Source organism: Sporichthyaceae bacterium (assembly GCA_036269075.1).
Taxonomy (GTDB): domain Bacteria; phylum Actinomycetota; class Actinomycetes; order Sporichthyales; family Sporichthyaceae; genus DASQPJ01.
In genome coordinates, this window is the sequence record DATASX010000016.1 from 1 (window position 1) to 22,340 (window position 22,340).

The window sequence follows — 22,340 nt, forward strand, 5'->3', positions numbered from 1 at the left end:
GTGCGGGCCCGTTCATGGCCGGGCAGCAGGCCGCGGCGGCGGTGGTCGTGGATCCACTTCGCGAGGGTGTCCGCCGTTCCCCCTGTGGCCGAGGCGAGTTCGGCGGCGGCGCGGGCGGAGGGGGCCAGGCCGATCACCCGATAGCCTTCGCCGCGCCACAGCCGGGCCGCGGCTCCCAGGGTCACGGTCTTCCCGGCCCCGGCCGGGGCGGTCAGCACCGATACGAAGTCCCCGTCCCCGGCCAACGCCCGCACCGCTGCATGTTGATCGGCGTCCAGCCCGGTGTCGGCCAGGGATGTGATCAGCACGGCCGGGTGGACCAGCCCGTAACCGGCCGCGCGGCCGCGTTCGGCCAGCGACAGCACCCGCGCCTCCGCGGCCAACACCGTCGCCCCGGCCCACCGCGCATCCGAAGCCCGGGCGGTGACCCCCCGCGGGTGGGAACCGACCGACACCGCCGCGTCGAGTTCCAAGGCTTCGTCGGTGAGCCGCTCGACCGTGGCCACCACCTCCTGCGCGCTACGCCCGTCGCCGGGCAACCGGGCGGCGACCTGCCCAGCCACATCGGCCCGGGAGAATGTCGAGCGCAACCCGGCCGCGGCCTGGATCGCGGCGACGGCGATTGCCGCCCCGCTTGCCGGTGGTTGCCGCACCGCTTGCCGGGCTGCCTCCTGCACACCTGCGACGACGTCCTCGCGGTGGTAGCCGGCTGCCGCGGCTTCGGCGGCCCAACCCTCGGCAAGGGCCATCGGGTGCTGGTGGGTCTTACCGGGCCGGGTCTTCAGCACCGCGGTCTTGGTCACCGCCGCCCGCTCCCCGGAGGTAAGCGAACGGCCCAGGGATTGTTCGTACTCGGCGATCTTTCCCGCGGCCTCTGGCGTTATCTGCGCAGTGCGTTTGGACCACAATTTCAGGAGCCCGGACGGGACCCCGATTATCTCTGCCTGACCGTGCGTGTCCGCCGTGTCGAAAACCAGACCAAGACGACTCGTGATTTCGCTGCGCAACGCCGCCTGGTAGATCATTCCCGCCGATTTCTTGTGGCCGAACAATTCGGTGGCGTCCAACGACCGCCACACCCCATCGGCGCACTGGACCTTGTTCAGGACCAGGGCGTGGGTGTGCAATTGGGGGTCCGCGCACCGGGAGGTGCGGTGGTCGAAGCACGCCGCCACCAACCCGGCCGAGCCGACCTGTTCGACCCCGTCCACCCCTCGGCGCGACGCCGACGCGTGCGCGTCCAGGTACCCCAACGCCGCCGCGACCGCGGCCTTGTGGGCGGCCCGCAGTTCCCAGGCCGTACCCGAATCTCCCCACGCCCAAAGGGCGCTGACGCTCTTCGGCGCCGAGAACGTCAGGTCGAACCCGGTCACCCCGTCCGAGCGCCACGCCCGACCGAGCTGCTCCCTTGTGCTCGGATGCAGGGCCCGCGCGAACAGCGCCTCCAGCTGAGCCTCGGACCCGACCGCGCCCGGCTCCAGGCCTAGCGCCGCCAGGCCGCGACCGTGCCAGTACCCCGGCGCCTCACCGACGCCGAGGTAGTACTCCGTCGCCGCGCACGGCGCCGAATTCGTGTAGTAGCGCCACGACGAGGTTCCGATCTTCGCCGAACTCAACATCCGCGACCCCTACGCTGAACCGCCGACACCACCACCGACAGTACATTCGAAGAATGCACATGTCTGCTGCCTTTCAACAGTCGAATGGTCGTGGCTGAGTGAATGGCGGTTGCCAGGAGTATTGGCGGTCCAGCAGGGATATAAACGGTCACTGGCGCGAATTATTGTTAGACCGGATCGTTTTCGACCCGGCGCTGCTCGTTCTGGCATCGGGGGCACAAGGGTTGGCCGATTACCCGCGGTGCGACACCTGGAACCACTACTACGGCCAGGCCCGGGAGTTCATGTACAAGTACACCTCGGCCAACACCATCTCCAGCCCCGACGGGACGCCCAACGGATTCGTCCCCGACCCGAACCAGTTCGTCATCTACACCTGGAAGTGACCGGCCGAAAACCTGGCCCCCACAGGTATGGCTCGCGTTCCTGCTGCAACGGACGTCTCAGGCCCTAGGAGGGCGAGGTCTTTGGTGACGTCGGGTTTTGCTCGTCTGGGGCGAGATTCCGTCGGCGTGAGCCGGCGGCCGCCAGGTGCCGTCCGGCGGGAATTGGATGCCGATGTTCCATCGAGATTTGATCGAAACGACACGGCCGGCGCGGAACACTACAGCCGCGTCGACCGTTGTGAGCAGTGGATGGAAAGGGGACTGCGACATGGCAGTGCTGCAGGGGGAACAGGCACGACAGGCATACGTGCGGCTGCGCCGCCGCCATGCCGCCGCGCTCACCGTAAGTTCATCTGACGCTGCATCAGTTCGATGCAGGGCCGCGACCAGCGACCCGCCCCCTGCGTGTGACGACCGTCGCGAAACGCCGCGGGTCCCTGCTGCGCATCGTCGGTAGAACTCGGTGTGGGCCGGGGCGTCGTTCTTGAACCGACCGACCGTCGCCCTGAGGTCCCGCGTAGGGCCGTGACGATGCGGGCCGCGCAGGACGGGCGAGGCAGCAGGTCGGCCCGCTCGTTCAGTGGCACACGGGTTTGCCGGCGGTCGGGGTGGTTGACCCGGTCGGGCCGAGTGGTTCAAAGCAGATGCAGCCACCGCTGATCGCGTGTTTCTCACCGGGGATGAAGGTCAGCGCCCCCGTGAGCCGCCGAGGGTTTCGCCGTGGATGCGGCCGAACGCGGCGTCAGCGCACCGGCGGAAAGCTTGTCGAGGGCCGCCTCGAGCAGCTTGCCGGAGGTCCACCCGAGCATGGTCTCGCCGTCCGGGATTAGGTCCGGGGCGAAACGGGCCAGGGCGTCGTGGAAGGCGCGCGCCGCTGGGGTGTCCTGGGCCATCCACGGCGCGACGCGGCTGCCGCTGACCATGCCGAAGGCGCGTAGCTTCGGGTCCCCGGTGTTCTCCAAGGTGAACGTCGCGGCGCCCGGGGCGAGCAACGGTCGGTAGCCGATCGCCGCGCCGGAGCGGCCCACCCCGGTCATAGCGGCGCCGTCCATCCCGAGAGCCAGCAGGTCGACACCGGCGTTGCGGGCGTTCAAGCACTGTGGGGTGAAATCGGGTTGGGTTGCTGGCATCGTTGTTGATCGTGTCCGCGAGTCACTGATCTCCTCGTCGGGAGCTTTGCTTCTGCGCGAGACGGCTCAGCTCGCCGGGCCGGTCATCCCGGGCGACGGCGGCGGACAAGAGGCGTGAGTTCGCCGGAAAAGTCAGGCTTTGCTGACCTGGCCAGTTCTTGACCGTGATCTTCACGGGCGGCAGGGGTTTGGTGGCGGGGGCGAGAGCACATGGCCGTCGTTGATGTCGAACTTGCTGTTGTGGCACCCGCAGTTGATCGTGCCGGCGAGGCTCGGTCATGAGTTTTGAGGGCTACCCGGTGGATAGTGCTAAAAAACGTCCGAAAACGTCTCACGATCAACATGAAACCGCCGTCCCGATCCGTACGGCACCTACGCCTGACTGATCGTCACTTCCCGCCTGAACGTGATCTCGATCCGACGGGCGGAGATCGGCGCCTCCCCGGGGTCGGTTCGACCGGTTTGTCCGGCTGGAGTCAGCAGTTGGAGGCAGGTCGGCGACGCCGCCCGACGACCCTCTGCGCCCGATCCGGAACCACCGCGTACGGGGCCATCGGCTGCTCGTGGTGTGCCGCACGTTGTTCGGATGCTGTGGCCACGTCACGGTCGGCAACGACGAACAACGCCTTGTGCGGCTTTGCGTTGCCGTACGGACCGTGCGGCCAGGACTTTCGGTCGAAGTTCCAGCCCGGCGAGCTGTCGCCGTAGAGGAAGTCGTGGAAGTCCTTGTCGACCGAGAGCGCGCCGTTTTTGCCCACCGTGGCCACCCACAGCTTGTGGTCACTGTGGTAGGCACTGCCGGCCCGGGAGACGAAGTAGTCCGTCCCCGCCAGCCGGCCGGGTTGGTCGGTTTCGTGGTACTTGACATCCGCGCCCAGAACGAAGTTGTCGACGGTGCCGAAGTGCGGCCCCAGGCCCGGTTTCGTCGGATTGAGCGCGGCGGCACCGGCCAGCGCCGGGCAGTCCTTGGTGATGTGTTCGTCCAAGTCGCACCTCGGGTCGGCGCCGGCGTTCACCAGCTTGGCGATGTTTATCACCATCATTCCGCCGGGCGCGCCCGGATCATTCGGACCCAGGATGCCCGCATGGCGACCCATCGTCGAGTGGTAGAGGAACTTGTCGTTCGGACTGGTCTGGACCCAGCCGCCGTGGGTGCCGGCCCCGCTGGTGTCTTCCCATCTGGAGTTGTAGCCCTTGATCGCGGCACCGTCGTCCCACACCTTCCGCCACCGCGGGTGCGGCACGGTGATGTCGGGCGCGTAGAAGATCTCGCCGCCCTGCATAGTCTGCGCGAACGCGCCCTTGTGGCCCGGCTGCTGGGTGACCGTGACCTCCATGGTCGCGCTGTTCTCGCGGTACAGCGGGGCCTTCGGGTCGCCCGCCGGGTCATCGGGGAGGTAGGTCACATCGGTGACCCTCGGGTGGTTGCGGTCGGAGATGTCCCAGGTCCGTACCGTCGGCCGGAACAGCTTCGCCGAGGCCGGGGGAATGGGGCTCAGGATGAGGTTTCTCGGCTCCACGTAATCGCCGGTTACCATCCGGCTCAGGTCCGGGCGGGCCTGGATGCCGTGCGGGTTGGCGCAGCTCGGCTTGCCGGTTGGCGGCAGGTTGTCGCACGTGCCCGCCTTGTCACCCTGCGGCGTGGCGGCCGGGCTGATCGAGAGGACCTTGGCGTTCCGGTCGAAGTGCACGACCGCGCCCGGGCTGCCGGCATAACCGTTCCCCGAGCGCATCGAACCGTCCGAATAGCGGCACGGACCGGGCAGCACCGGGCCGCCCATGTAGGTGGCATAGGCGGTGCCGTCGTGGAACACGTAGTACGCATCCGGCACGGACCCGCACATCGTGTCGGTCGGCACGCTCACGCCCCTGAGCTTGAGCATCGGCAGGTCGGACACGTCCATGGCGTAGGTCGTCGAGGTGTACAGGCCACCGACGAACAAGGTGTCACCCTTGTGCCAGGTGTACTGCGCGTGGTGCAACTCGTTGTACACGAGCGGGCTCAGCGTGGCGGTATTCACCAGACGGCCGTAGGACGGCGAGCCCTTCGTCGCGTCGATGACCGCAAGGAAATCCGGTCCCACGAGCGCGTTCCTGGCCTTGTCCGGCGGGTCCTGCAGCGAACCGGGCAGTGTCTTGACGTCCCGCCCGACCGTGTCGGCGGCGTTCTCGTCGCTGGCCAACACCACCAGATACTCCTCCGGAGTGCCGCGGACATTTCGCTGGGCGTACCTGCGGACCAGGTGGTTGGTGACAGCAAAGACCTTGCCGTTGCCGGCCTGCACGCGGCTGGTCGAGACCACCACGTCCCCGTACGCGGCGGTGTGCACCACATGGACGTCGGTGTCCGCGGCCGCCGAACTCGGCGCGGCCATGGCGACCAACGAAGCGACCATCGCAGACACGACCGCGAGGATGGTCCTCCGCCTGCGCGCTCTCCCTATCAGCATCCGCTACCTCCCGTGCAGGACACGACCTGCGCGAGTGAGCGACTCCGGCGAACGGACCATCGCCACCGCGATCGAGATCGAGACCACGACGCCGTGCCGAATGCCACCGCGACCGGCAACGGCCACTTCAGACCCTCGCAGTTCGACCGGTAGGCCCACCCGGAGACGTAGATCGCGGTGCCGGTCAGCCCGGCCTGCATCAACGTGATCTCCCGGGCATATCCGGCGACGATCAGGGTGCCGAGCGCGACCATGCCCATGATGAACGTCATCTGCAGGATGAACAGCCAGTAGTTGTCCTCGAAGGCCCCCAACGCGATCGCCACGGGCAGCAGCACCAGTCTCCCGAGATGCACCCGCGGCCGTGGGAGTGCCCGCTGAACGTCTCGCCCGAGGCGTCCACCGAGCGGTGGGCCGCGGACCGGCCGGCGGGAACCGACATGGTGCTGGACACAACCAACTCCGAAAACTGACTGGTCGGTTTGTTGTATTACAGGCTACGTACCCGGTCGTGCACGTTTCATGACGAATTCGGGGGATACATGCCGAGGACCGACGCGGAGACGGCGGACGGCGCGGCGTGTCAGTTCATGCGGGCCGCCCGGGGCCTGGCCACCGAGTGCGGCTTCCGAAACCTGACCGTCGACGACGTATGTGCCCGCGCCGGGCTGTCGAAGGGCGCGTTCTACGTGCACTCCCCCTCGGAACAGGCGTTGCTGGACCGAGAGATCAGCCAGGTCGACCGGCAGCTCGACCCGTCGACCGTCGGTGAGCTGCCCGGGCTGGAGAAGATCCGGGCCTTCGTTCGCACGATGGTGCAACGTGCGCAGGACCCCGCCTCGGCAACACCGGCCCAGTTTTCCGTCGGCACCCGTCGGCACCGACAACTCGCAGCCCGTGCGAGCAACGTGTTCGGGTGCGGATGTCGCTCCACTGCACGTCACTGCCCGTCCGCGATCCGCATGAGGCGCTCGGCGGTCGGCGTCGGAGCGGAGGGCGCGCGCCAAGGCCGCTGCCGCGAAGGCCGAAGCTAAGCACGACGCCACTGCCGGACGCCGCCGGGGCCGGCTGGCCCGGGCGGTCGAGGACCTGGCCGACCTGGTCGGCGCGACCCGCCAGATCGTCGCCCAGACCCGGCAACGGCTGGCCGGGCAAACCCCGGACGGCCCACCCGACGGGTCAGCCTGCACGACCCCGACGCCCGCCCGATCGCCAAGGGCCGCCTGGGCAAGCCCGTGGAATTCGGCCACAGGGCCCAGATCGTCGAGGGCGATGACGGGGTGATCGTGGACCACAACATCGAGCAGGGAAATCCCGCTGACGCCCCCAGCTCGCGCCGGCGGTCAAGCGGGTCACCCAACGCGCCGGCCGGCCCCCGCGAACGGTCACCGCTGACCGCGGCTACGGCGAGAACAGCGTGGAGGACGAGCTACATGATCTCGGTGTCCGTAACGTCGTGATTCCCCGCAAGGGCAAACCCTCCGCGCAACGACGAGTTGCCGAGCATCGACCGGCGTTCCGACGAACCGTCAAGTGGCGAACCGGTTGCGAGGGGAGGATCAGCACCCTCAAACGCGGATACGGCTGGGACCGAACCCGTATTGACACCGCCGAAGGCGCGAAGATCTGGACCGGGCACGGCATCCTGGCCCACAACCTGATCAAGATCAGCACCCTGGTCGCCTAACGAACCGTGCGAGCAGACGAGGGCCGGCCACAGCACACCGACGACTACACGGGCGCCGACGGGCTGCCAGCAGACTCCGACTATTTCAGGTTGAAGTAGCTGAGCTAAGCTGAGCAACCGGTCGCGACCGGGACGCGCCGCCGCGGGAACCGCCGTTGGCTCTGAGACGATCACCGCGTGGCCCGGACCTGGCTGTCGATCCGCGTCGACCTCGTCGAGGGCCACGCCGCCGACCTCTGGCCGCGCCCCCGGCCGCATCTTCGCCGCCCCGCGGAGGCATACCTTCGCCCACCTGGCCACTGCGATCAACGACGCGTTCGGCCGATGGGACCTGGCGCACCTGCATCAGTTCTGGCTCGCAGATGGCAGCGCGTCGGCCTCCCCGACCCGGACTGGGACGACCCCGATCAGATGGTGCACGACGACCGGAAGGTGACGCTGGGGCGGTTGCAACCGTACGAGGTGTTCGTCTACGAATTCGACCCCGGCGATGGCTGGCTGCATCTGTGCACGGTCGGTCCGCAGCGGGTTGATCCCCTGAATGAGTTGGGCATCGTCCCGGACAGGCCGATGGCCTATTGGGGCTGGGATCGATGCCCGACCAGTACGGCAGGCGGTGGGACAGCGACGATGGCGAGTCCCGCGTTCCCCGTGACCCCAAGGGCAGCGACCTTCCCGAGATCGGGCCCTGGTAGTACCGGCGCCGACGGCCTCAGGCGGCTGATCCGACTTAGCATCCAGCGACGCTGGAGTGATCGACATCTGTAGTGCCGACGCCGGCCTATCCGTGCGCGATTGCCGAAACGCTTGCCCTGCAACTGAAGCGGCGTCTCGCAGGGTTGCCAGTCGGCTTGCCTATCGAGCGCCTTTCGGCTGCTTGACCCCGCCGCAGCGCTCCGCCACCAGCCGCCGCTGTCCGCCTTGACTGACCGCGAAGTCATCGGACGGGACGCCGTCGAGCAGGCAGCGGTCAGCCGCGCCGGTTCTCAGGTCGCGGGGCGGTACGGCGCCGGCCGCGCAGGCTCTGATGCCGTTGTGTCCCAGCGGGTGCTGGCCAGTCGGCGTTCGGCGAAGGTGAGCAGGTCGAACACGTCGGTGGCCAGGTAGCCGTATCCGCGGCCGATCCGACGGCGCGTCAGAATTCCGGCCGCGGTCAGCTCCTCGAGCGCGGCCGCGGCCGAGGGGCGGCTGACGTCGAACAGCCGAACCACGCTCGACGCGGTCAACACGGGGTGCTCCTGGAGGCAGGCCAGGATGCGGGCGATCGCGGAGTCGGCCCGCGGCACTGTCCGGACTCCGGAATGGGTGCGGGCTTTGGCCAGGTCCTGTTCCCAGCGGGCGTGCAACTCGGCGAGGTCGGCCGCGAAGACCTCGGCCTGGGTGACGGCCAGCGAGACCGCGTCGAGGAAGCAACGCAGCCAGGCCGATACGGCCGCCTTCGCGGCCTCGCCGTCGGGCGGGCCGAGGTAGCGGTAGGCCGTGAGACCCCGGACGTACTCCTGCGAGCGGGTCAGCAGCACCGGGCTGACCGGGACGACGGCGTGCGGGCTCAGACCGCGGCGCACCAGGACCGTGTGGATCAACGCGCGCCCGATCCGGCCGTTGCCGTCCTTGAACGGGTGGATGGTCTCGAACTGCGCGTGGGCAATACCGGCTTGGATCAGCCCGGCGTGACCCGCGCTGTTGAGGTAGGCGACCAGGTCCGCCATCAGCCCGGGCACTAGATCCGGCGGCGGGGGCACGAATTCGGCGTCGATCGGGTGGTAGTCCGAACCGCCGATCCAGTTCTGCACCGTGCGCAGCCCGTGCAGTTGTGGCTCGTCGGCCAGCAGCGCCGCATGCATTCCTTCAACGTCGGCGACTGTGATGCGATCCGCTCGGGCGAGGTCGGCGGTCGCGGTGCGCACCGCAGTGATGTTCGCCGCGACCCGGCGCGCGGTCCGGCTCACGTTGGTCGCGGTCAGGTCTTCCTCCTCGGCCAGTTCGGCCAATCCGACCTGGGCGGGCGAGGCCTCCATGCCCTCGATCCGCGACGAGGCGATCGCCTCCGAACGCAGCAGGAATCGCGCGAGACCTTCCAAGCCGTGCGCGCCGGGTGCATCCCGCAGTCGGCGGACCGCGCTCTCGGCGTGGGCGGCCACTTCGGCGACCTGCCGGTCCAGCGCGAGCGGCCGGTCGACCAGCAGGTCCGGATGGTAGGCCTGGTACGGACCGCCGCGGCGGTGCACGCGTGTCGGCGCGTTCGCCAGCGGCGTCCACGTCGCGACCACGGTGTCCGCCATCGCTCCCCCGGTCCCGGTCGGCAACCTTGCAGCACGAGCAGTGAAGTGAAGGTTTAGATAGCTAAGGTTACACCACGTCGTGTCGGGGGAAGGTTTACGGGAAGCCGGTTCATGCGACGCCGAGCAATTCGGATCTGGAGTCCCGGTCACTCTTCGGTGGCGATCATTCGGCTCAGCGCCTCGGCGATCTGTCTGGGTCGGTCGTCGGCCACGCGTTGGTAGGCCAGCGCCATGTTCGGGGTGGCGTGGCCGAGTCGGTCCTGAAGTTCCCGCACGGTGGCGCCCGCGCGCGCCGCCAGCGTTGCCCCGATGCCGCGCAAGTGGTGGAACACCAGGTCGTCGCGCCCGATTTTGTGCCGGGCCGTCTCGAACGCCTCGCGCAGCACGTCCGCCGAAACGTTGGTCTTCGCGTCGGTGGCGGCCGGAAAGACCCAGCCCTTGCGGCCTGGTGCGCTGTGGGTAGCCAGATGCCGGCGCAGAGCCGGGACGATGTGCGGCGGTGACGGGACGTCGCGTGTACCCGCCCCGCTCTTGGGCAGCTTCTCCTCCCGGCCGGAGCGGGTGCGGCCGACCGAGCGGCGGACGTGGATCACCGCCGTCTGCTCGGTCGCGTCGGAGGCGCTCAGCGACACGTCCGCCCGTTGCAGCCCGATCACTTCGCCGATGCGCAGGCTGGCCCACACGCCAAGATCGATGGCGGACCTGTAGTGCTCGGGCATTGCCGCCCGCAGCGACGCAATCTCCGCGAGGGTGGCCATGCCCGGCTCCTTGGCCCGCCGATATTGGCTCCCGCCCTTGATCCTGCAGGGGTTGGCCGGGAGCAGATCGTCCGCGACTGCCGTCTCCAGGATCGTCTTGAGAAGGCTGTAGGCGTTTGCCACCGCACGCGGCTTGGTCTTGTCCAGCCCGCCGTGCCACTCCCGGACGGCAGTCGAGGTGATCGCGGTCAATACGGTGTCGTGCCAGTACGGCAGCAGGTGCTTGTCCAGCAGCGAACGGTAGAGGTCACGCGTGCGGGTGGCCAGGGGTCGCTGAGTGAGCCATGTCTCGGCGTACTCGCCGAACTTCAAAGGTCCGCACACGACTGCCGTCTCGATGACTACTGGCACCTCGGGCAAGACCCAGGTCCCTGCATCGATATCAACCCGGACCCGGGCCAGCGCTCGGTCTGCGTCCGTCCGTGTCTGAAAGGTGGCCGAGCCGCCCGGCGAGTACGCCGTGTACTGGAGCCCGTCCGGGCCGGTATAGCGAGCCTGGAACCGCCGCGACCCGCGTTGCCGGATGCTGCCGAACGAGGCCTTGCGTCCCCTTCGATTACCGCCGCCGCTGTGCTGGTTCTCGACCTGCTCATACATTCCGGACCCCGCTAGTCAGCCATCCTGCACGCCATGTTGGCCAGATTATGGCCAGATGCTTCGATGAGAAAGGGTCGATCATGGTAACTCACAGTCACATAGATCTGGTATCTATGCAGCTCAGGACGCATTCCACGCTTCTGATCTGCACTCTCCGCACATGAAATATTAGGTTCGAATCCTGCCGGGGGCACTTTAATCTGGTGACAAACCGCAGAGGCTTACGCAGGTTGATCGTGCGGATCACGTGCCCCACCCCCGCTGGATCACCAGCCGTCCGAAGTTCGCTCCCGGCAGCGGGATCCTGCTCGACCACGGGCACGAACGATCCCGTGGCGGCGGCCTTCCAATCGGTCCTTGGCCTGCCCTCCTGGGAAGTGAAGCGCGGCCACGGGTCGTTCGTGACGATGCACTTCGGCTCGCCTGAGGTCCGTACCGGCCCGGGTGGCGGGACGACCGCTCAGCCGGCCGATCCGAAGGTCATCCATCTCGGTGGGCAGGCCGCCGTCGTGGTGCCCGTGACCGATTTCCTTCGGCTGCGGACGCTTCGGCGCCGGCGGACCGGAAAACCCGGGAGGCTGGCGGCCAGACGACCTATGTGCCGCACGACGAGGTGCCGCGTCGGCTCGGTTTGCGCGGATGACCCGGCAGGTCATCTGGGAGGAACAGGCTGTCAGTCAGGCCGCCGGGTTCTCGATGACCCGCAGGGTTTGCGGGCAACACTCGATGCCGTCGGACGGCTCGCCGATGATCCCCGTCCGGCCTTCGTTCCCGTACGGGTCGCCCGACCGCCGGCGGCTGCGCATCGGGCGGTATCGAGTGATGTACGACATCACCGGCGAGCTGGTCTCCGTCTGGCGCATCGCTCGGCTCGCCGACGAGGATTGACTCACCTTCGGCCAAGGCCGCCAGGCGGTCGGCGATCTCGCGGAGTCGTTCCTCCGCGAGCCCTTCGTACTCCATCGCCATGTTCGGTGGCGCGTGCCCGGGCCGCGCCAGGCGGTCGCCGTTCCAGCCCTCGGCCAAGGCCACCGCACCACAGGCGGGCGAGGTGAACGGCGCGGTCGTGTCGTGGCCGGCGGACCGCGGTCCCGGGCCTAGGCGGACGTGAGACCCTCACCGCAACCAGTCGCGACCGGGAGCCGACCGTCGGGCCGCACGGCACGGGCGGACGGCATGACACGGCCGGGCCGGTTAGCGCTCAGGCGAGATGCTTGCCGTTTCAGTGGCGAAGAAGAAGGCGCCCGAGGGCGCGGCGTTGGAGGAAGTCGTGCCGGACTCGGTGCACGGGGCTGCGCCGGGGTCGGCCGCGCTGTACGAGTTGGGTGTGGCGTTGGCGACGACTCGCAGCGCGAAGCAGGTGGCCGCCCGTACGGTCGAGGCGATAGGCGCGCGGTTGGACTGTGCCCACGTGTGGGCGGCGGAGTTCGACGCCACCGCCGACCGGTTCGTCGCCCTGGACTCCTTGGGCGCCGGCAAACGGGTGCTGGACGTCCTGCGGGCACAGACTGATCCAGCCGGCTGGGCCCCGCTGCGCCAGGTCGAGGTCGGGCGCCTGCTGTGGTGGGTCGGCGCCACGCAGGTCAAAGACCACCTGCCGAGCCTGGTCGAGGTCGTCCCGGAACTGGCCACGGTGGGGCTGCTGCCGCTGCGTGCCCCGGGGGCGCGCGCCGTGTGCGGGATGGTCGGGTTCGGTTTCGACCGGGCCCGGCCCCCGGCGGAGGGGGAGGAAGCGTTTCTGGTCGCCGCCGGGGAACTGGCTGCACTGGCCCTGCACCGGGCCGGGTTGCCGGCCGGGGAGATGCGGGCCCGGGCGGTGGTGGGCGCGGCGGCTGCGCGCGCCGAGCGGGTCGGGGCATTGGCCGCTGCGTTGGTCGCCGCGGTCAGCGTCGAGCAGGTCGTCGAGGTGTTCGCGCAGCACGCGCAGGCCGCCGTCGACGGGCAGACCTTCTCCCTGCGCAGCGTCCACCCCGACGAGCGGGTGGCCCGGGTGCTCCGGATCGAAGGCCCGCAGCCCGGCTACCGGCAACGCTTTGGCGAGGTGCCGCTGGACACGCCGTCGGCCCTGGCCGAAGCGGTTGCGACCCGACAGCCGGTGTTCGTGTCCAGCGCGCAGGACAACGGCCGCCGCTACGGCACCGCCCCCACCGAGCAGCACACTGCGGCCGGAATCGAGGGTCTGGCCCGGCTGCCACTGATCGTCGACGGCGAACCGGTCGCTGTCCTGTCCGTCGGCTATCGCACCGTGCAGCCGTTCCCGCCTGAGGAGCGGCTGTTCCTGAGCACGGTGGCCGACCTGGCCGCCCAGGCGCTGGGCCGGGCCATGGCCACCGAACGCGCGCAGGCGGACGCCGCCCGCGCCGAGCGGGTCGGGGCGTTGGCCGCTGCGCTGGTCGGGGCGGGCAGCGTGGGCGACGTGGCCGTGGTACTCGGCGAGCACGTGCGCGAGGCGGTGGCCGGGCAGACCTTCTCCCTGCGCTCCGTGGACCGCGCAGCGGGGGTGGCGCGGGTTGTCCGGATGGAATTCGAGCACCCGAATTACCGGGAGAAGTTCGTCGAGCTTGCCCTGGAGGGCTCCAGTTCGTTGGCGGAGGTGGTTGCGAGCGGGAGGGCGGTGTTCGTCACCAGTGCGGAGGACAACCGGCGCCGCTACGGGCCCGCCGCCGACGCACAGCACGGCGCGGGCGGCATCGAGGGCCTGGCCCGGTTGCCGTTGCCGGTCGAGGGTGAACTGGTGGCAGTGCTGTCCATCGGGTACGTGACCGCGCAGGCCTTCCCGCCGCAGGAGCGGTTGTTCCTGACCACGGTGGCCGACCTGGCCGCCCAGGCGCTGGCCCGGGCCATGGGCGCCGAAAAACTGCGCGCCGAGGCTGATCGAGCCCGCAGGCTGGGGGATCTGGGTGCGGCGCTGGTCACGGCGGTCGGCGTCGCGGGGGTTGCCGCAGTTCTGGCCGAGCATGTCCAGTCGGCGATGACCGCCGACGCATTCTCGCTGCGCTGGGTGGACCACCAGGCCGGCTTGGCGCGGACGCTGCTGTCCGGCGGTGCGGCCCGCAACCAGCGGCACCGCTACGCCGAGGTTCCGCTGGACGCTCCCAGCGCGCTGGCTGAGGTTGTCGCCACCAGGCGGCCGGTGTTCGTGACGTCCACGCAGCAGACCCGCGAACGCTACGGCGCGGCTGCGGCGCGGCGCTACGAGGCCGCTCACGTCGAGGCGGTGGCCCGGTTCCCGTTGGTGGTCGACGGTGAACTGGTGGCAATCCTGTCGGTGGGCTACCGGCGTCCGCGGACCTTCGAGGAGGCGGAGCGGCTGTTCCTGACCACGGTGGCCGACCTGGCCGCCCAGGCGCTGGGCCGGGCGATGCGTGGGGAACGGCACCGCGCTGACGCGGCGCGCGCGGCCGGCCTGGCCGATCTGGCCGCCGCGCTGGCCACCACGCTGAGCGTCGACGAGGTCACCGCGGTACTGGCCGAGCATGTACCGCGAGCCGTGGAAGCCCAGTTGTTCTCCCTGCGCGAGATCCGCGCCTCGGAGTCGGTGGCCCGGGCGGCGCGGCTGGCCGGTACTGCGCTCGGTGACCTGGAACGGTCCATCGACGTCGCGCTGGACGTGCCCAGCGCGTTGGCCGAGGTGGCCGCGACCCGCACCGCGGTGTTCGTGGGCTCACCGGCTGAGCACCGTGCCCTTTTCGGCGCCGCGGCCGCGCAGAGCTACGAGACGACCCGGGGTCAGGCTCTGGCCCGGTTGCCGCTGCTGGTCGAGGGCGAGCTGGTCGCGATTCTCTCGGTCGGCTATCACCGCCCGCGGACCTTCGACGAGGCGGAGCGGCTGTTCCTGACCACGGTGGCCGACCTCGCCGCCCAGGCATTGGGCCGGGCGCAGCGCACCGAACGGCTGGGGGCGGACGAACGTCGCCACAGGCTGCTGTCGGCCGCGCAGGCCGCGATGAACCGACGTCTGGACCCGGTGACCCAACTTCGGGCTCTGACGCGGGTCGTGGTCCCCGAGTTGGCCGACCTGTCCACCGTGCACGTGCTCGCCGTTCCGGTGCCGCCCGGAGCGATGCCGCCGCTGCCGGTCGTCACCAACCGGGTGGCCGCAGAGGTGATCGAGAGCCTCGAACTGCCACCGACCCACGACGGCCTCGAATGGGAACAGGGCTCACCGGTCGTCGAGGCGATCCGGCAGGGACGCCTGACCGCCCCGATCCGAACCGCGCAGGTTCCGACGTGGGCCCGGCCCGCCGGCACCGAGGTCGTCTTCCGGTCCACCCTCGACCGGGTCGTCCTGGCGCCGGTCCTGGCCGACGGCCTGGTCGTGGCGGTGGCCACCTTCGGGACGTGCCAGGACCGCCCGGCGTGGTCCGAACTCGAGCTGCAGATCCTCGGTGAGATCGCCGAGTACGCCGCCCTGGCCGTGGAGCACGGCATCTCCTATCAGCACACCCGGCACACGGCGTTGGTTCTGCAGCACAGCCTGCTCAGTGACCCGCCCGATGTCGACGGCCTACGGGTGTGTGCCCGCTACCGGCCCGCGGGTCGCGACGAGGTCGGCGGCGACTGGTACGACGCCTTCCTGACCGGGCCCGGTCACCTCGCGCTGGCCATCGGAGATGTGGTGGGGCACGACATCGCCGCCGCGGCTTCCATGGGGCAGCTACGTGCGGCGTTGCGCACGCTGGCCCTGGATGAGGCGCTGGAGCCAGGAGCGATCTTGCAACGGCTGGCCGAGACCAACCGGTCCCTGCACATGGCCAGGTTCGCCACCGCCGTGTTCGCCCGCCTGATCCGAGGCGGCGAGGACTGGGAACTGTCCTGGGCGCGCGCCGGTCACCCGCCTCCGCTGTTCATCGACCCCGCCGACGGCCGGGCCCGGCCGCTGCAGCAGGCCGGTGGGATAGCGCTGTCCCCGGGTCTGGTCCACCCGTACCCGACCGCCTGCCAGGTGCTGCCTGCAGGGTCGATGCTCCTGCTGTACACCGACGGGCTGATCGAACGCCGCGGCGTCGACATGGCCGTGAGCATAGCCGAGCTCGGGCAACGCGCAGCGGGGTTGGCCGACCGGGGCGTCGAGGAAGTCTGCGACCAACTCCTGCACCACGCCCCCAACAGCGACGACGTCGCCCTGCTCGTGGTTCGGGTCGAATGATTGCCCGGCCGTAGTCTGCTCGCGCTACGCGCTCGCCGGCGTCTCGACGGGTCGGTGATCATTGGTCGCATGCTTGAAGCACTCGGCGTCCGTATTCCTGTTCTCGCCGCTCCCATGGCCGGGGGGCCGACGACGGTGGAGATGGTCCTTGCCGCGGCCGGGGCCGGGAGCCTGGGGTTCGTGGCCGGGGGCTACAAGAGCGCCGAGGCGCTCGCGGAGCAGATCCGGGCGGTGCGGGCGCAGACCGGGACGTTCGGGGTGAACCTGTTCGTGCCGAACCCGGTACCGGTGGACGCCGCGGAGTTCCGCCGCTACGCCACCGCGATCGCGCCCGAGGGGGCCGCACACGGGTTGGACCTGACCGGGGCGGCGATCATCGAGGACGACGACGCCTGGGCCGCCAAGGTCGACCTGCTGGCGGCCGACCCGGTGCCGGTGGTCAGCTTCACGTTCGGGCTGCCCGACGCCGGGTCGCTGGACCGGTTGCGGCGCGCGGGGTCGTTGCTGGTGCAGACGGTCACCTCGGTCGAGGAGGCGCGGCTGGCCGTCGAGGCCGGGATGGACGCACTCGCTGTGCAGAGCAGCCACGCCGGCGGGCACAGCGGCACCTTCACGCCGCGGCAGCGACCGGCCGAACGGCCGTTGCCCGAGTTGCTGGCGGCGGTGCGGGAAGCAGTCGCGGTGCCGTTGCTCGGTGCCGGTGGGGTGTCCGGGCCGGACGACGTGGCTGCGGCGCTGAAGGCCGGTGCCGAGGCGGTGGCCGTCGGGACGTTGCTGCTGCTGACCCCGGAGAGCGGTGCCAACTCGACCTACCGGGCCGCGTTGGTCGCCAAGCGAACCGAGCCGACCGTGGTGACCAGCGCGTTCACCGGGCGCCCGGCCCGCGGGATCCGCAACGAGTTCACCGACCGATGGACCGCCGGCGCGCCGGTCGGCTACCCCGCCGTGCACTACCTGACGACCGGGATGCGACGGGCCGCAGCGGCCGCGGGCGACGCCGAACGACTGCACCTGTGGGCCGGGACCGGACATGCCGCCGTCGCCGAGCGACCGACGGCGGCGGTGCTCACCGCACTGACCGACCGGCTTTGACGGCCGGCGACCCGGCAGCCGTCGCGGCCCGCCTGCGTGAATCCGGGTGCGTCTTCGCTGAGGACGAGGCCCGGCTGCTGATCGCCGAGGCCGCCGATCCGGAACTGCTGGCGGACCTGGTCGAGCGACGGTGCACCGGGGCGCCGCTGGAGCACGTGCTGGGTTGGGCCGAGTTCCGCGGGTTGCGACTGGCTGTGGCACCTGGCGTGTTCGTGCCCCGGTTGCGCACCGAGTTCCTCGTCGAATGCCTGCTGGCGGAGCTGCCGGCGGCCGGTTGTGTCCTGGACCTGTGCTGCGGTTGCGGGGCGATCGGGGCGGCCGTGCGAGCCGCCCGCCCGGACGTGCTGGTCCACGCGGTGGACGTCGATGCCCGCGCCGTCGCCTGCGCCGAGCAGAACCTCGGCCCGGGCCGCGTGCACCACGGCGACCTGTTCACCCCGCTGCCTGGCGAGCTGCGCGGAGCGGTCGACGTGGTCGTGGCCAACGCGCCCTACGTGCCGAGCGCGGCTCTGCCGACCATGCCCGCCGAGGCACGGCTGCACGAGCCCCGAGCCGCGTTGGACGGCGGCGCGGACGGAACCGGCGTGCAACGGCGGATCGTCGCGGCCGCCCCGAACTGGCTGCGCCCCGGTGGCCGGCTGCTGCTGGAGACCTCGGCCGAGCAGTCCACGTTGCTGGTCGCGGAGTTGGAGCAGGCAGGGCTGGACTGCGCGGTCGTGCGCGACGCGGACCTGGAGGCGACCGTGGTGATCGGCCGGCGGCGGGGTTCAGCCGCGCAGCCGTAACGTCACGTTCGGCAGTTCGGGCGCGGGCAGGGTCCCCGTCCAGGCCTGCGGGAACCGGCCGAACCGCTCACCGCCGCCGTACTGACGTTCGCGCTCCCAGTCGGCCCGGAAGGCGCGGACCTCCTCGTCGCTGCCGCCGATGAAGTTCCACCACATGACCAACTGCTCGCCCAACGGCTCGCCACCGATCAGCAGCAGACGGGCCGGCGCGTCCGGGCCGGCGACCACACCGAGCGTGCGGGCCCCGGTCGGGCACAGCACCAGTTCGCCCGGCCCGGCGGCGACCTCGCCCACCCGGATCTGCCCGGAGTCGCAGAGCAGGCCGTGCTCGTGGGCGACGTCGACCGGCAGCTGCAACCGTTGGCCGGCAGGCAAGGTGATCTCGGCACCGACCAGTGGCGAATGGGTCGCCACCGGCGAGGTGACGCCGAGCAGGTCGCCGAGGAACACCGCAACCCGTGCGCCGTCGACGTCGGCGGACTCGGCGACGTGGTGGACGAATCCGGGTTCGACGAACCGGTCGCGTTCGGGCAGCGCGATCCACAACTGCACGCCGTGCAGTATGTCGGTGCTCGGAGTCGAGAACTCCGAGTGCGCGATTCCCGAACCGGCCGTCATCAGGTTCAGTTCCCCGGGCCGCACGATCGCGTGCATCCCCGTGGTGTCGCGGTGCTCGACCTCGCCGGCGAACAGCCAGGTCGCGGTCGCCAGACCGGTGTGCGGGTGCCCGGGAACCGCCATCCCGCCGGTTTCTGACACATCGTCAGGTCCGTAGTGGTCGACGAAGCACCAGGCCCCGATGAAGGTCCGGGCCAACTGCGGCAACGTGCGGCGCACGGTCATCGCCCGCGGTCCGCCCAGCGGGACCTCCCGCGGGCGCAACAGCACCGGGCCGCTCACCGGCGCACCATCGATCGCCGGTGCGGCTCGGAGGTGGCGGGCACTGTGACATTGATTCGCTCGCTGCGCTCGTTCATGGTGCGACCGCCCGCCAACGCCCACCGATCACAGCCAGCAGCACAGCCAGTGCCGCGCCCACGGTCCCCGCCGTCAGCAGCGGCAGCCGACCGTCGCCGCGCCACGCGAGGCCTGCCACGATCCCGGCCACGAGCACACCGGCGCCGGTCACGGCCTGGAGCAGACCCTGCGCACTGCCCTGCCCACCTCCCGGCGCCAGTTCGGCGACCCACGCCTTGCCGACGCCGTCGGTGCAGGCGGCGAACCCGCCGTACAGCGGCAGGATCGGCCACACCCACCGCGAGTCGTGGATCAGGCCGAGGCCAAGATAGCCGACGGCGAAAAAACCCAGCCCCAGCGCGAAAACCAGGTGCCGCGGGGCCTTGTCGGACCATGCCCCGGCCGGGTACGACGCGGCCGCGTAGACGAAGTTGTAGACGATGTAGACGCCGATGACCGCGGCGGTCGACAGCCCGAGGTCGTGGGCCCGCAGCAGCAACAACGCGTCCGGGAAGTTCACCAGCGAGAACAGCCCGAGCAGCACGATCAGCGAACGCAGCGCCGGGGGCAGCGAGCCCGGCGTGGCGATCGGGGTGCGGGTCTTGGCCTTGGCCGGCGCGCCGGGGTCGGCGACCCAGCGGACCAGGCCGACCGAGGCGACCGCGGGCACCACGGCGATGATCAGCAACGGCCGGATCCGGTGGCCGGCGGCCTCGTAGATGGCCAGGCCGACAGCCGGCCCGATGACCGCACCGAGTGTGTCGGCCGCTCGGTGGAAGCCGAAGATGCGACCCCGCGCCGCCGGGTCGGCGTCGACCATCAGCAACGCGTCGCGCGGCGCCCCCCGGATCCCCTTGCCGACCCGGTCGACCCCGCGACCGAGCAGGACGACCGGCCAGACGAATGCGACCGCGATGAGCAACTTCCCCACGGCGGCCAGGCCGTAGCCGGCGGCGATCAGGGAGCGGCGGCCGCGCCGGTCCGCGAACCGCCCGGCGAACAGCTTGACGACCGAGGCGATGCCCTCGGCGAGGCCCTCGGTGAAGCCGACCACCGAAGCCGGCGCGCCGAGCGTGACGGTCAGGAAGATCGGCAGGACCGGGTAGAGCATCTCGCTGGCCGCGTCCTGCAGCAGGCTGACCCCGCTGAGCACGCGCAGGTTGCGGGTCAGCCAGGACCGCGACCCAACGGTCTCCGTCGGCTCGGCCGCCGGGCTCACTTGCTCAGCGACTCCAGCAACTCGGTGCAGGCGGCCTCGGCCTTGCGGCAGGTCTCCGCGGCCAGCCGGGCGTGCATGTGCATCGAGGCGTGACGCGCCGTCTCGTGGGCGCAGGTTGCCAGCACGGCGACGGCCGCCGAGAGGATCGCAGGCACGGCGGACTCGTTCAGGCCCGTGTTCCGGGACATGCTGCGAACCGCGGCGTCGACGACGTCCGAGCAGTCCAGGCAGGCCCGGATGCACTCGCGCATGTCCTTGACCATGCCCTCGTTCAGGCATCCGTCGGCGCACATCGAAGCGGCCAGTGAGGCCTGCTGGCTCAGCAGGAGCGCAGCCTCCAGCAGCTTGCGGTCGGTCGTCCCGTAGCCGGTCGGGTGCACGTCGATGATCTGTCGGGCGATGCTCTGTGCCAACGCCTTCTCCCCTCTCCTCCGGGAGGCCGATGGCCCCGCGGTCCTGGAGCAATTGTCCCGCCGCCTCGACCGGCGCCGAGGTCGGGTGGGCGCGTTCAGGAACTGACGGGTCGGCGGTCGGCCACGGCGTCGGCGGTGCGGACCAGTCCCCCGACGTGGCCGATCAGGATCTGTTTGCGCGTGACGTCGACGTACCAGTAGATGCGCAGCACCGAGGCCGGCGAGCCGTGTCCGCGGGCGATGTGCGGACCGAGGGTCACCTCCCGGTCCTGGAACGTGCGACGGAAGAGGTCGGCCATCGGCACCTGGGCCTCATGCAGACCTGCGTGGTACCCGCTGCACCGCTGCTTGAACGCGTCGTCGGGTCCGCCGGGCAGTTCCCCGCTGGCCCATTCGGCGCCGATCTGCTCCATCAGCAGCAGGTTGGCCAGGACGCGTTCCGGGTCGTGGTACTCGCTGACGGCCGCCGCGGTGAACGCCTCGTCGAGGAACACCAGGTGCGTGCAGCGTTCCTGCGCGATGCGGACGGCCTCGAGGACCGACTCCGGCGTGGGCTCGTCCGTCGCGGACTCCAGCTCCGGGCGGCGCGGTGGGGTGCGGGCCGAGGCCACGGTGAGGGCGCGGTCCAGCGACGCGGCGTGGGCCTGGGCCGAGTCGCGCTCCCCGCGCAGGACGTCGATCTCCAGACGGGCCTCGAACAGCTCGCCGTCGAGGACGGCGAGCCGCTGCTGCTGCAGGTCGTGGTCGGCGCACAGCGCGAGCCAGGCGGCGCGGTCGACCACGCCGTCCGGCGAGCCGTCCGGCCGGGCCAGGGTGGCGCGGGTGACGGCGGCCTGGGCGGCCCGGGCAGCGGTTTCGTGGGCGTGCTGCTCGCGACGCAGCCGGGCCCGCAACGTCGGCTCGGAGATCGACAGCGCGGAGAGCCGGCCGAGGGTGTCGAACAGCTCCGTACCCATGCCCTCGCGGCCGAGGTAGGCCAAGCTGCCGCCCACGTACGCCCGGTGGAAGTACGGGTCGTCGCCGACGGCGAACCCGGGCCAGTACATGCGCACAGCGCCGGAGTAGCAGCTCAGGGTCTTGCCGATGGCGTCGGTGACCGCGTAGCCGGAGTGCAGGTCGACCTCGACCACGTGGGCCAGCCCGAGCAGGCGGTCGGCCGCGCGGGCCCGGTCCAGGAACGGTTCGCCGTCCGGGTCGTGCGAGATCGCCAGCACCGGCAGGCGACGCTCCCGGCTGGTCAGGAACTTCACGTAGCTGGGGACCTCGGGCACGGTCAGCACCCACGGCTCACCCACCCGGCGCCCGTCGATCCGGACGTCGATCCGGTCGGCGATCCGACGAACCACCGGCGGCCGGTGGGCGGCGACCTTGGGCCGGGTGACCAGACCCTCCCGTGGTGAGAACAGGCCCACCCGGACCCGGATCCAGGCCTGGCCTTTCTCCACGCCGATGTCGAGGTGGGAGCGCCAACGCCACGTGGCGTCGACCGGGTCGGCCTGGTCGACCTCGAACCACACCAGCCCGCCGGCCTCACCGAAGAGGCTCTCCCACTCGATCGTGACCTCGTCGGAGCGGTGGGAGCCACCCGAGAGCGGACTGGGGCTGACCTCGTAACGGTCGTGCAGCCAGCCGGCGACCGCGGCCACGGCCTGGTCCAACGCGGCGGCGCCGAGGTCGGCCGGCAGCGGGAGGTGGGTCGCGTAGACGGTCTGCATACCCCTCCCGTTCTACCGAGGCCGAGCCCGACTATCTGCTTCGGAGTGAAGATTGTCGCGGCTTTGTCTACCACGGCCCTGGACTGGGTGATCGGTGCGTC

At 70.5% G+C, this 22,340-nt stretch carries 16 protein-coding genes and 1 pseudogene; 7 read left to right on the forward strand and 10 right to left on the reverse strand.

Going from position 1 to position 22,340, the window contains the following annotated elements:
• On the reverse strand, positions 1–1,619 hold a 1,619-nt coding region (gene mobF / locus VHU88_02720; protein HEX3610577.1), incomplete at its 3' end, for a MobF family relaxase.
• Between the two features lie 224 nt (positions 1,620–1,843).
• Between mobF and VHU88_02725 the strand changes: the two genes are divergently transcribed.
• Entirely contained in the window at positions 1,844–2,005 is a 162-nt protein-coding gene (locus VHU88_02725; protein ID HEX3610578.1) for a hypothetical protein, read from the forward strand.
• A 671-nt stretch (positions 2,006–2,676) separates the two neighbouring features.
• On the opposite strand, the gene VHU88_02730 is transcribed toward VHU88_02725, so the two are convergent.
• The 3 genes from VHU88_02730 to VHU88_02740 form a co-directional block, all read right to left on the reverse strand.
• Complete coding sequence (locus VHU88_02730; GenBank protein ID HEX3610579.1) at positions 2,677–3,135, reverse strand: ABC transporter substrate-binding protein; 459 nt, start codon at positions 3,133–3,135, stop codon at positions 2,677–2,679.
• Between the two features lie 476 nt (positions 3,136–3,611).
• The gene (locus VHU88_02735; GenBank protein ID HEX3610580.1) at positions 3,612–5,540 is read right to left on the reverse strand and encodes a hypothetical protein; all 1,929 of its coding nucleotides are present in this window, start codon (positions 5,538–5,540) and stop codon (positions 3,612–3,614) included.
• Positions 5,541–5,578: 38 nt separating this feature from the next.
• On the reverse strand, positions 5,579–5,923 hold the full coding sequence (locus VHU88_02740) for a hypothetical protein (GenBank protein HEX3610581.1): 345 nt from the start codon (positions 5,921–5,923) through the stop codon (positions 5,579–5,581).
• A gap of 204 nt (positions 5,924–6,127) precedes the next feature.
• Here VHU88_02740 and VHU88_02745 point away from each other — a divergent pair, with 204 nt between their 5' ends.
• Positions 6,128–6,619: a helix-turn-helix domain-containing protein gene (locus tag VHU88_02745; protein HEX3610582.1), complete on the forward strand. Its 492-nt coding sequence runs from the start codon at positions 6,128–6,130 to the stop codon at positions 6,617–6,619.
• A 13-nt stretch (positions 6,620–6,632) separates the two neighbouring features.
• Positions 6,633–7,272 (forward strand): annotated as a pseudogene (locus VHU88_02750) (transposase).
• Positions 7,273–8,258: 986 nt separating this feature from the next.
• Here VHU88_02750 and VHU88_02755 read toward each other — a convergent pair.
• Both VHU88_02755 and VHU88_02760 read right to left on the reverse strand, forming a co-directional pair.
• Positions 8,259–9,554 (reverse strand): Fic family protein, encoded by a 1,296-nt coding sequence (locus VHU88_02755; GenBank protein HEX3610583.1) that lies wholly within the window; start codon positions 9,552–9,554, stop codon positions 8,259–8,261.
• Between the two features lie 146 nt (positions 9,555–9,700).
• A complete protein-coding gene (locus VHU88_02760; GenBank protein HEX3610584.1) occupies positions 9,701–10,909 on the reverse strand; it encodes a tyrosine-type recombinase/integrase in 1,209 nt (402 codons plus the stop codon).
• 639 nt (positions 10,910–11,548) lie between these two features.
• On the opposite strand from VHU88_02760, the gene VHU88_02765 reads away from it, so the two are divergent.
• The 4 genes from VHU88_02765 (at position 11,549) to VHU88_02780 (ending at position 17,935) form a co-directional block, all read left to right on the forward strand.
• Positions 11,549–11,797 carry a hypothetical protein gene (locus tag VHU88_02765; GenBank protein ID HEX3610585.1) on the forward strand — a complete coding sequence of 83 codons (249 nt, stop codon included), beginning with the start codon at positions 11,549–11,551 and terminating at the stop codon, positions 11,795–11,797.
• A 322-nt stretch (positions 11,798–12,119) separates the two neighbouring features.
• Positions 12,120–16,058 (forward strand): GAF domain-containing protein, encoded by a 3,939-nt coding sequence (locus VHU88_02770; GenBank protein ID HEX3610586.1) that lies wholly within the window; start codon positions 12,120–12,122, stop codon positions 16,056–16,058.
• 69 nt (positions 16,059–16,127) lie between these two features.
• The gene (locus VHU88_02775) at positions 16,128–17,150 is read left to right on the forward strand and encodes a nitronate monooxygenase (GenBank protein HEX3610587.1); all 1,023 of its coding nucleotides are present in this window, start codon (positions 16,128–16,130) and stop codon (positions 17,148–17,150) included.
• Positions 17,147–17,935 (forward strand): putative protein N(5)-glutamine methyltransferase, encoded by a 789-nt coding sequence (locus tag VHU88_02780; protein HEX3610588.1) that lies wholly within the window; start codon positions 17,147–17,149, stop codon positions 17,933–17,935. The genes VHU88_02775 and VHU88_02780 overlap by 4 nt, the downstream gene beginning before the upstream one ends.
• Here VHU88_02780 and VHU88_02785 read toward each other — a convergent pair.
• The 4 genes from VHU88_02785 to VHU88_02800 all read right to left on the reverse strand — a co-directional run bounded on the left by VHU88_02785 (position 17,918) and on the right by VHU88_02800 (position 22,239).
• The gene (locus tag VHU88_02785) at positions 17,918–18,835 is read right to left on the reverse strand and encodes a pirin family protein (GenBank protein ID HEX3610589.1); all 918 of its coding nucleotides are present in this window, start codon (positions 18,833–18,835) and stop codon (positions 17,918–17,920) included. The genes VHU88_02780 and VHU88_02785 overlap by 18 nt on opposite strands.
• Positions 18,836–18,908: 73 nt before the next feature.
• Positions 18,909–20,111 (reverse strand): MFS transporter, encoded by a 1,203-nt coding sequence (locus VHU88_02790; protein ID HEX3610590.1) that lies wholly within the window; start codon positions 20,109–20,111, stop codon positions 18,909–18,911.
• Positions 20,108–20,524 (reverse strand): four-helix bundle copper-binding protein, encoded by a 417-nt coding sequence (locus VHU88_02795; GenBank protein ID HEX3610591.1) that lies wholly within the window; start codon positions 20,522–20,524, stop codon positions 20,108–20,110. Before VHU88_02795 ends, VHU88_02790 begins: the two co-directional genes overlap by 4 nt.
• Positions 20,525–20,619: 95 nt before the next feature.
• Complete coding sequence (locus tag VHU88_02800) at positions 20,620–22,239, reverse strand: hypothetical protein (protein HEX3610592.1); 1,620 nt, start codon at positions 22,237–22,239, stop codon at positions 20,620–20,622.
• Positions 22,240–22,340 lie beyond the last annotated feature (101 nt).

Bases quoted from the DNA above. Each gene is read 5' to 3' on its own strand.
- VHU88_02730 (HEX3610579.1), bottom strand. From the start codon at position 3,135: ATGCCAGCAACCCAACCCGATTTCACCCCACAGTGCTTGAACGCCCGC.
- VHU88_02755 (HEX3610583.1), bottom strand. From the start codon at position 9,554: ATGGCGGACACCGTGGTCGCGACGTGGACGCCGCTGGCGAACGCGCCG.
- VHU88_02775 (HEX3610587.1), top strand. From the start codon at position 16,128: ATGCTTGAAGCACTCGGCGTCCGTATTCCTGTTCTCGCCGCTCCCATG.
- VHU88_02760 (HEX3610584.1), bottom strand. From the start codon at position 10,909: ATGTATGAGCAGGTCGAGAACCAGCACAGCGGCGGCGGTAATCGAAGG.
- VHU88_02765 (HEX3610585.1), top strand. From the start codon at position 11,549: ATGACCCGGCAGGTCATCTGGGAGGAACAGGCTGTCAGTCAGGCCGCC.
- VHU88_02800 (HEX3610592.1), bottom strand. From the start codon at position 22,239: ATGCAGACCGTCTACGCGACCCACCTCCCGCTGCCGGCCGACCTCGGC.
- VHU88_02745 (HEX3610582.1), top strand. From the start codon at position 6,128: ATGCCGAGGACCGACGCGGAGACGGCGGACGGCGCGGCGTGTCAGTTC.
- VHU88_02770 (HEX3610586.1), top strand. From the start codon at position 12,120: ATGCTTGCCGTTTCAGTGGCGAAGAAGAAGGCGCCCGAGGGCGCGGCG.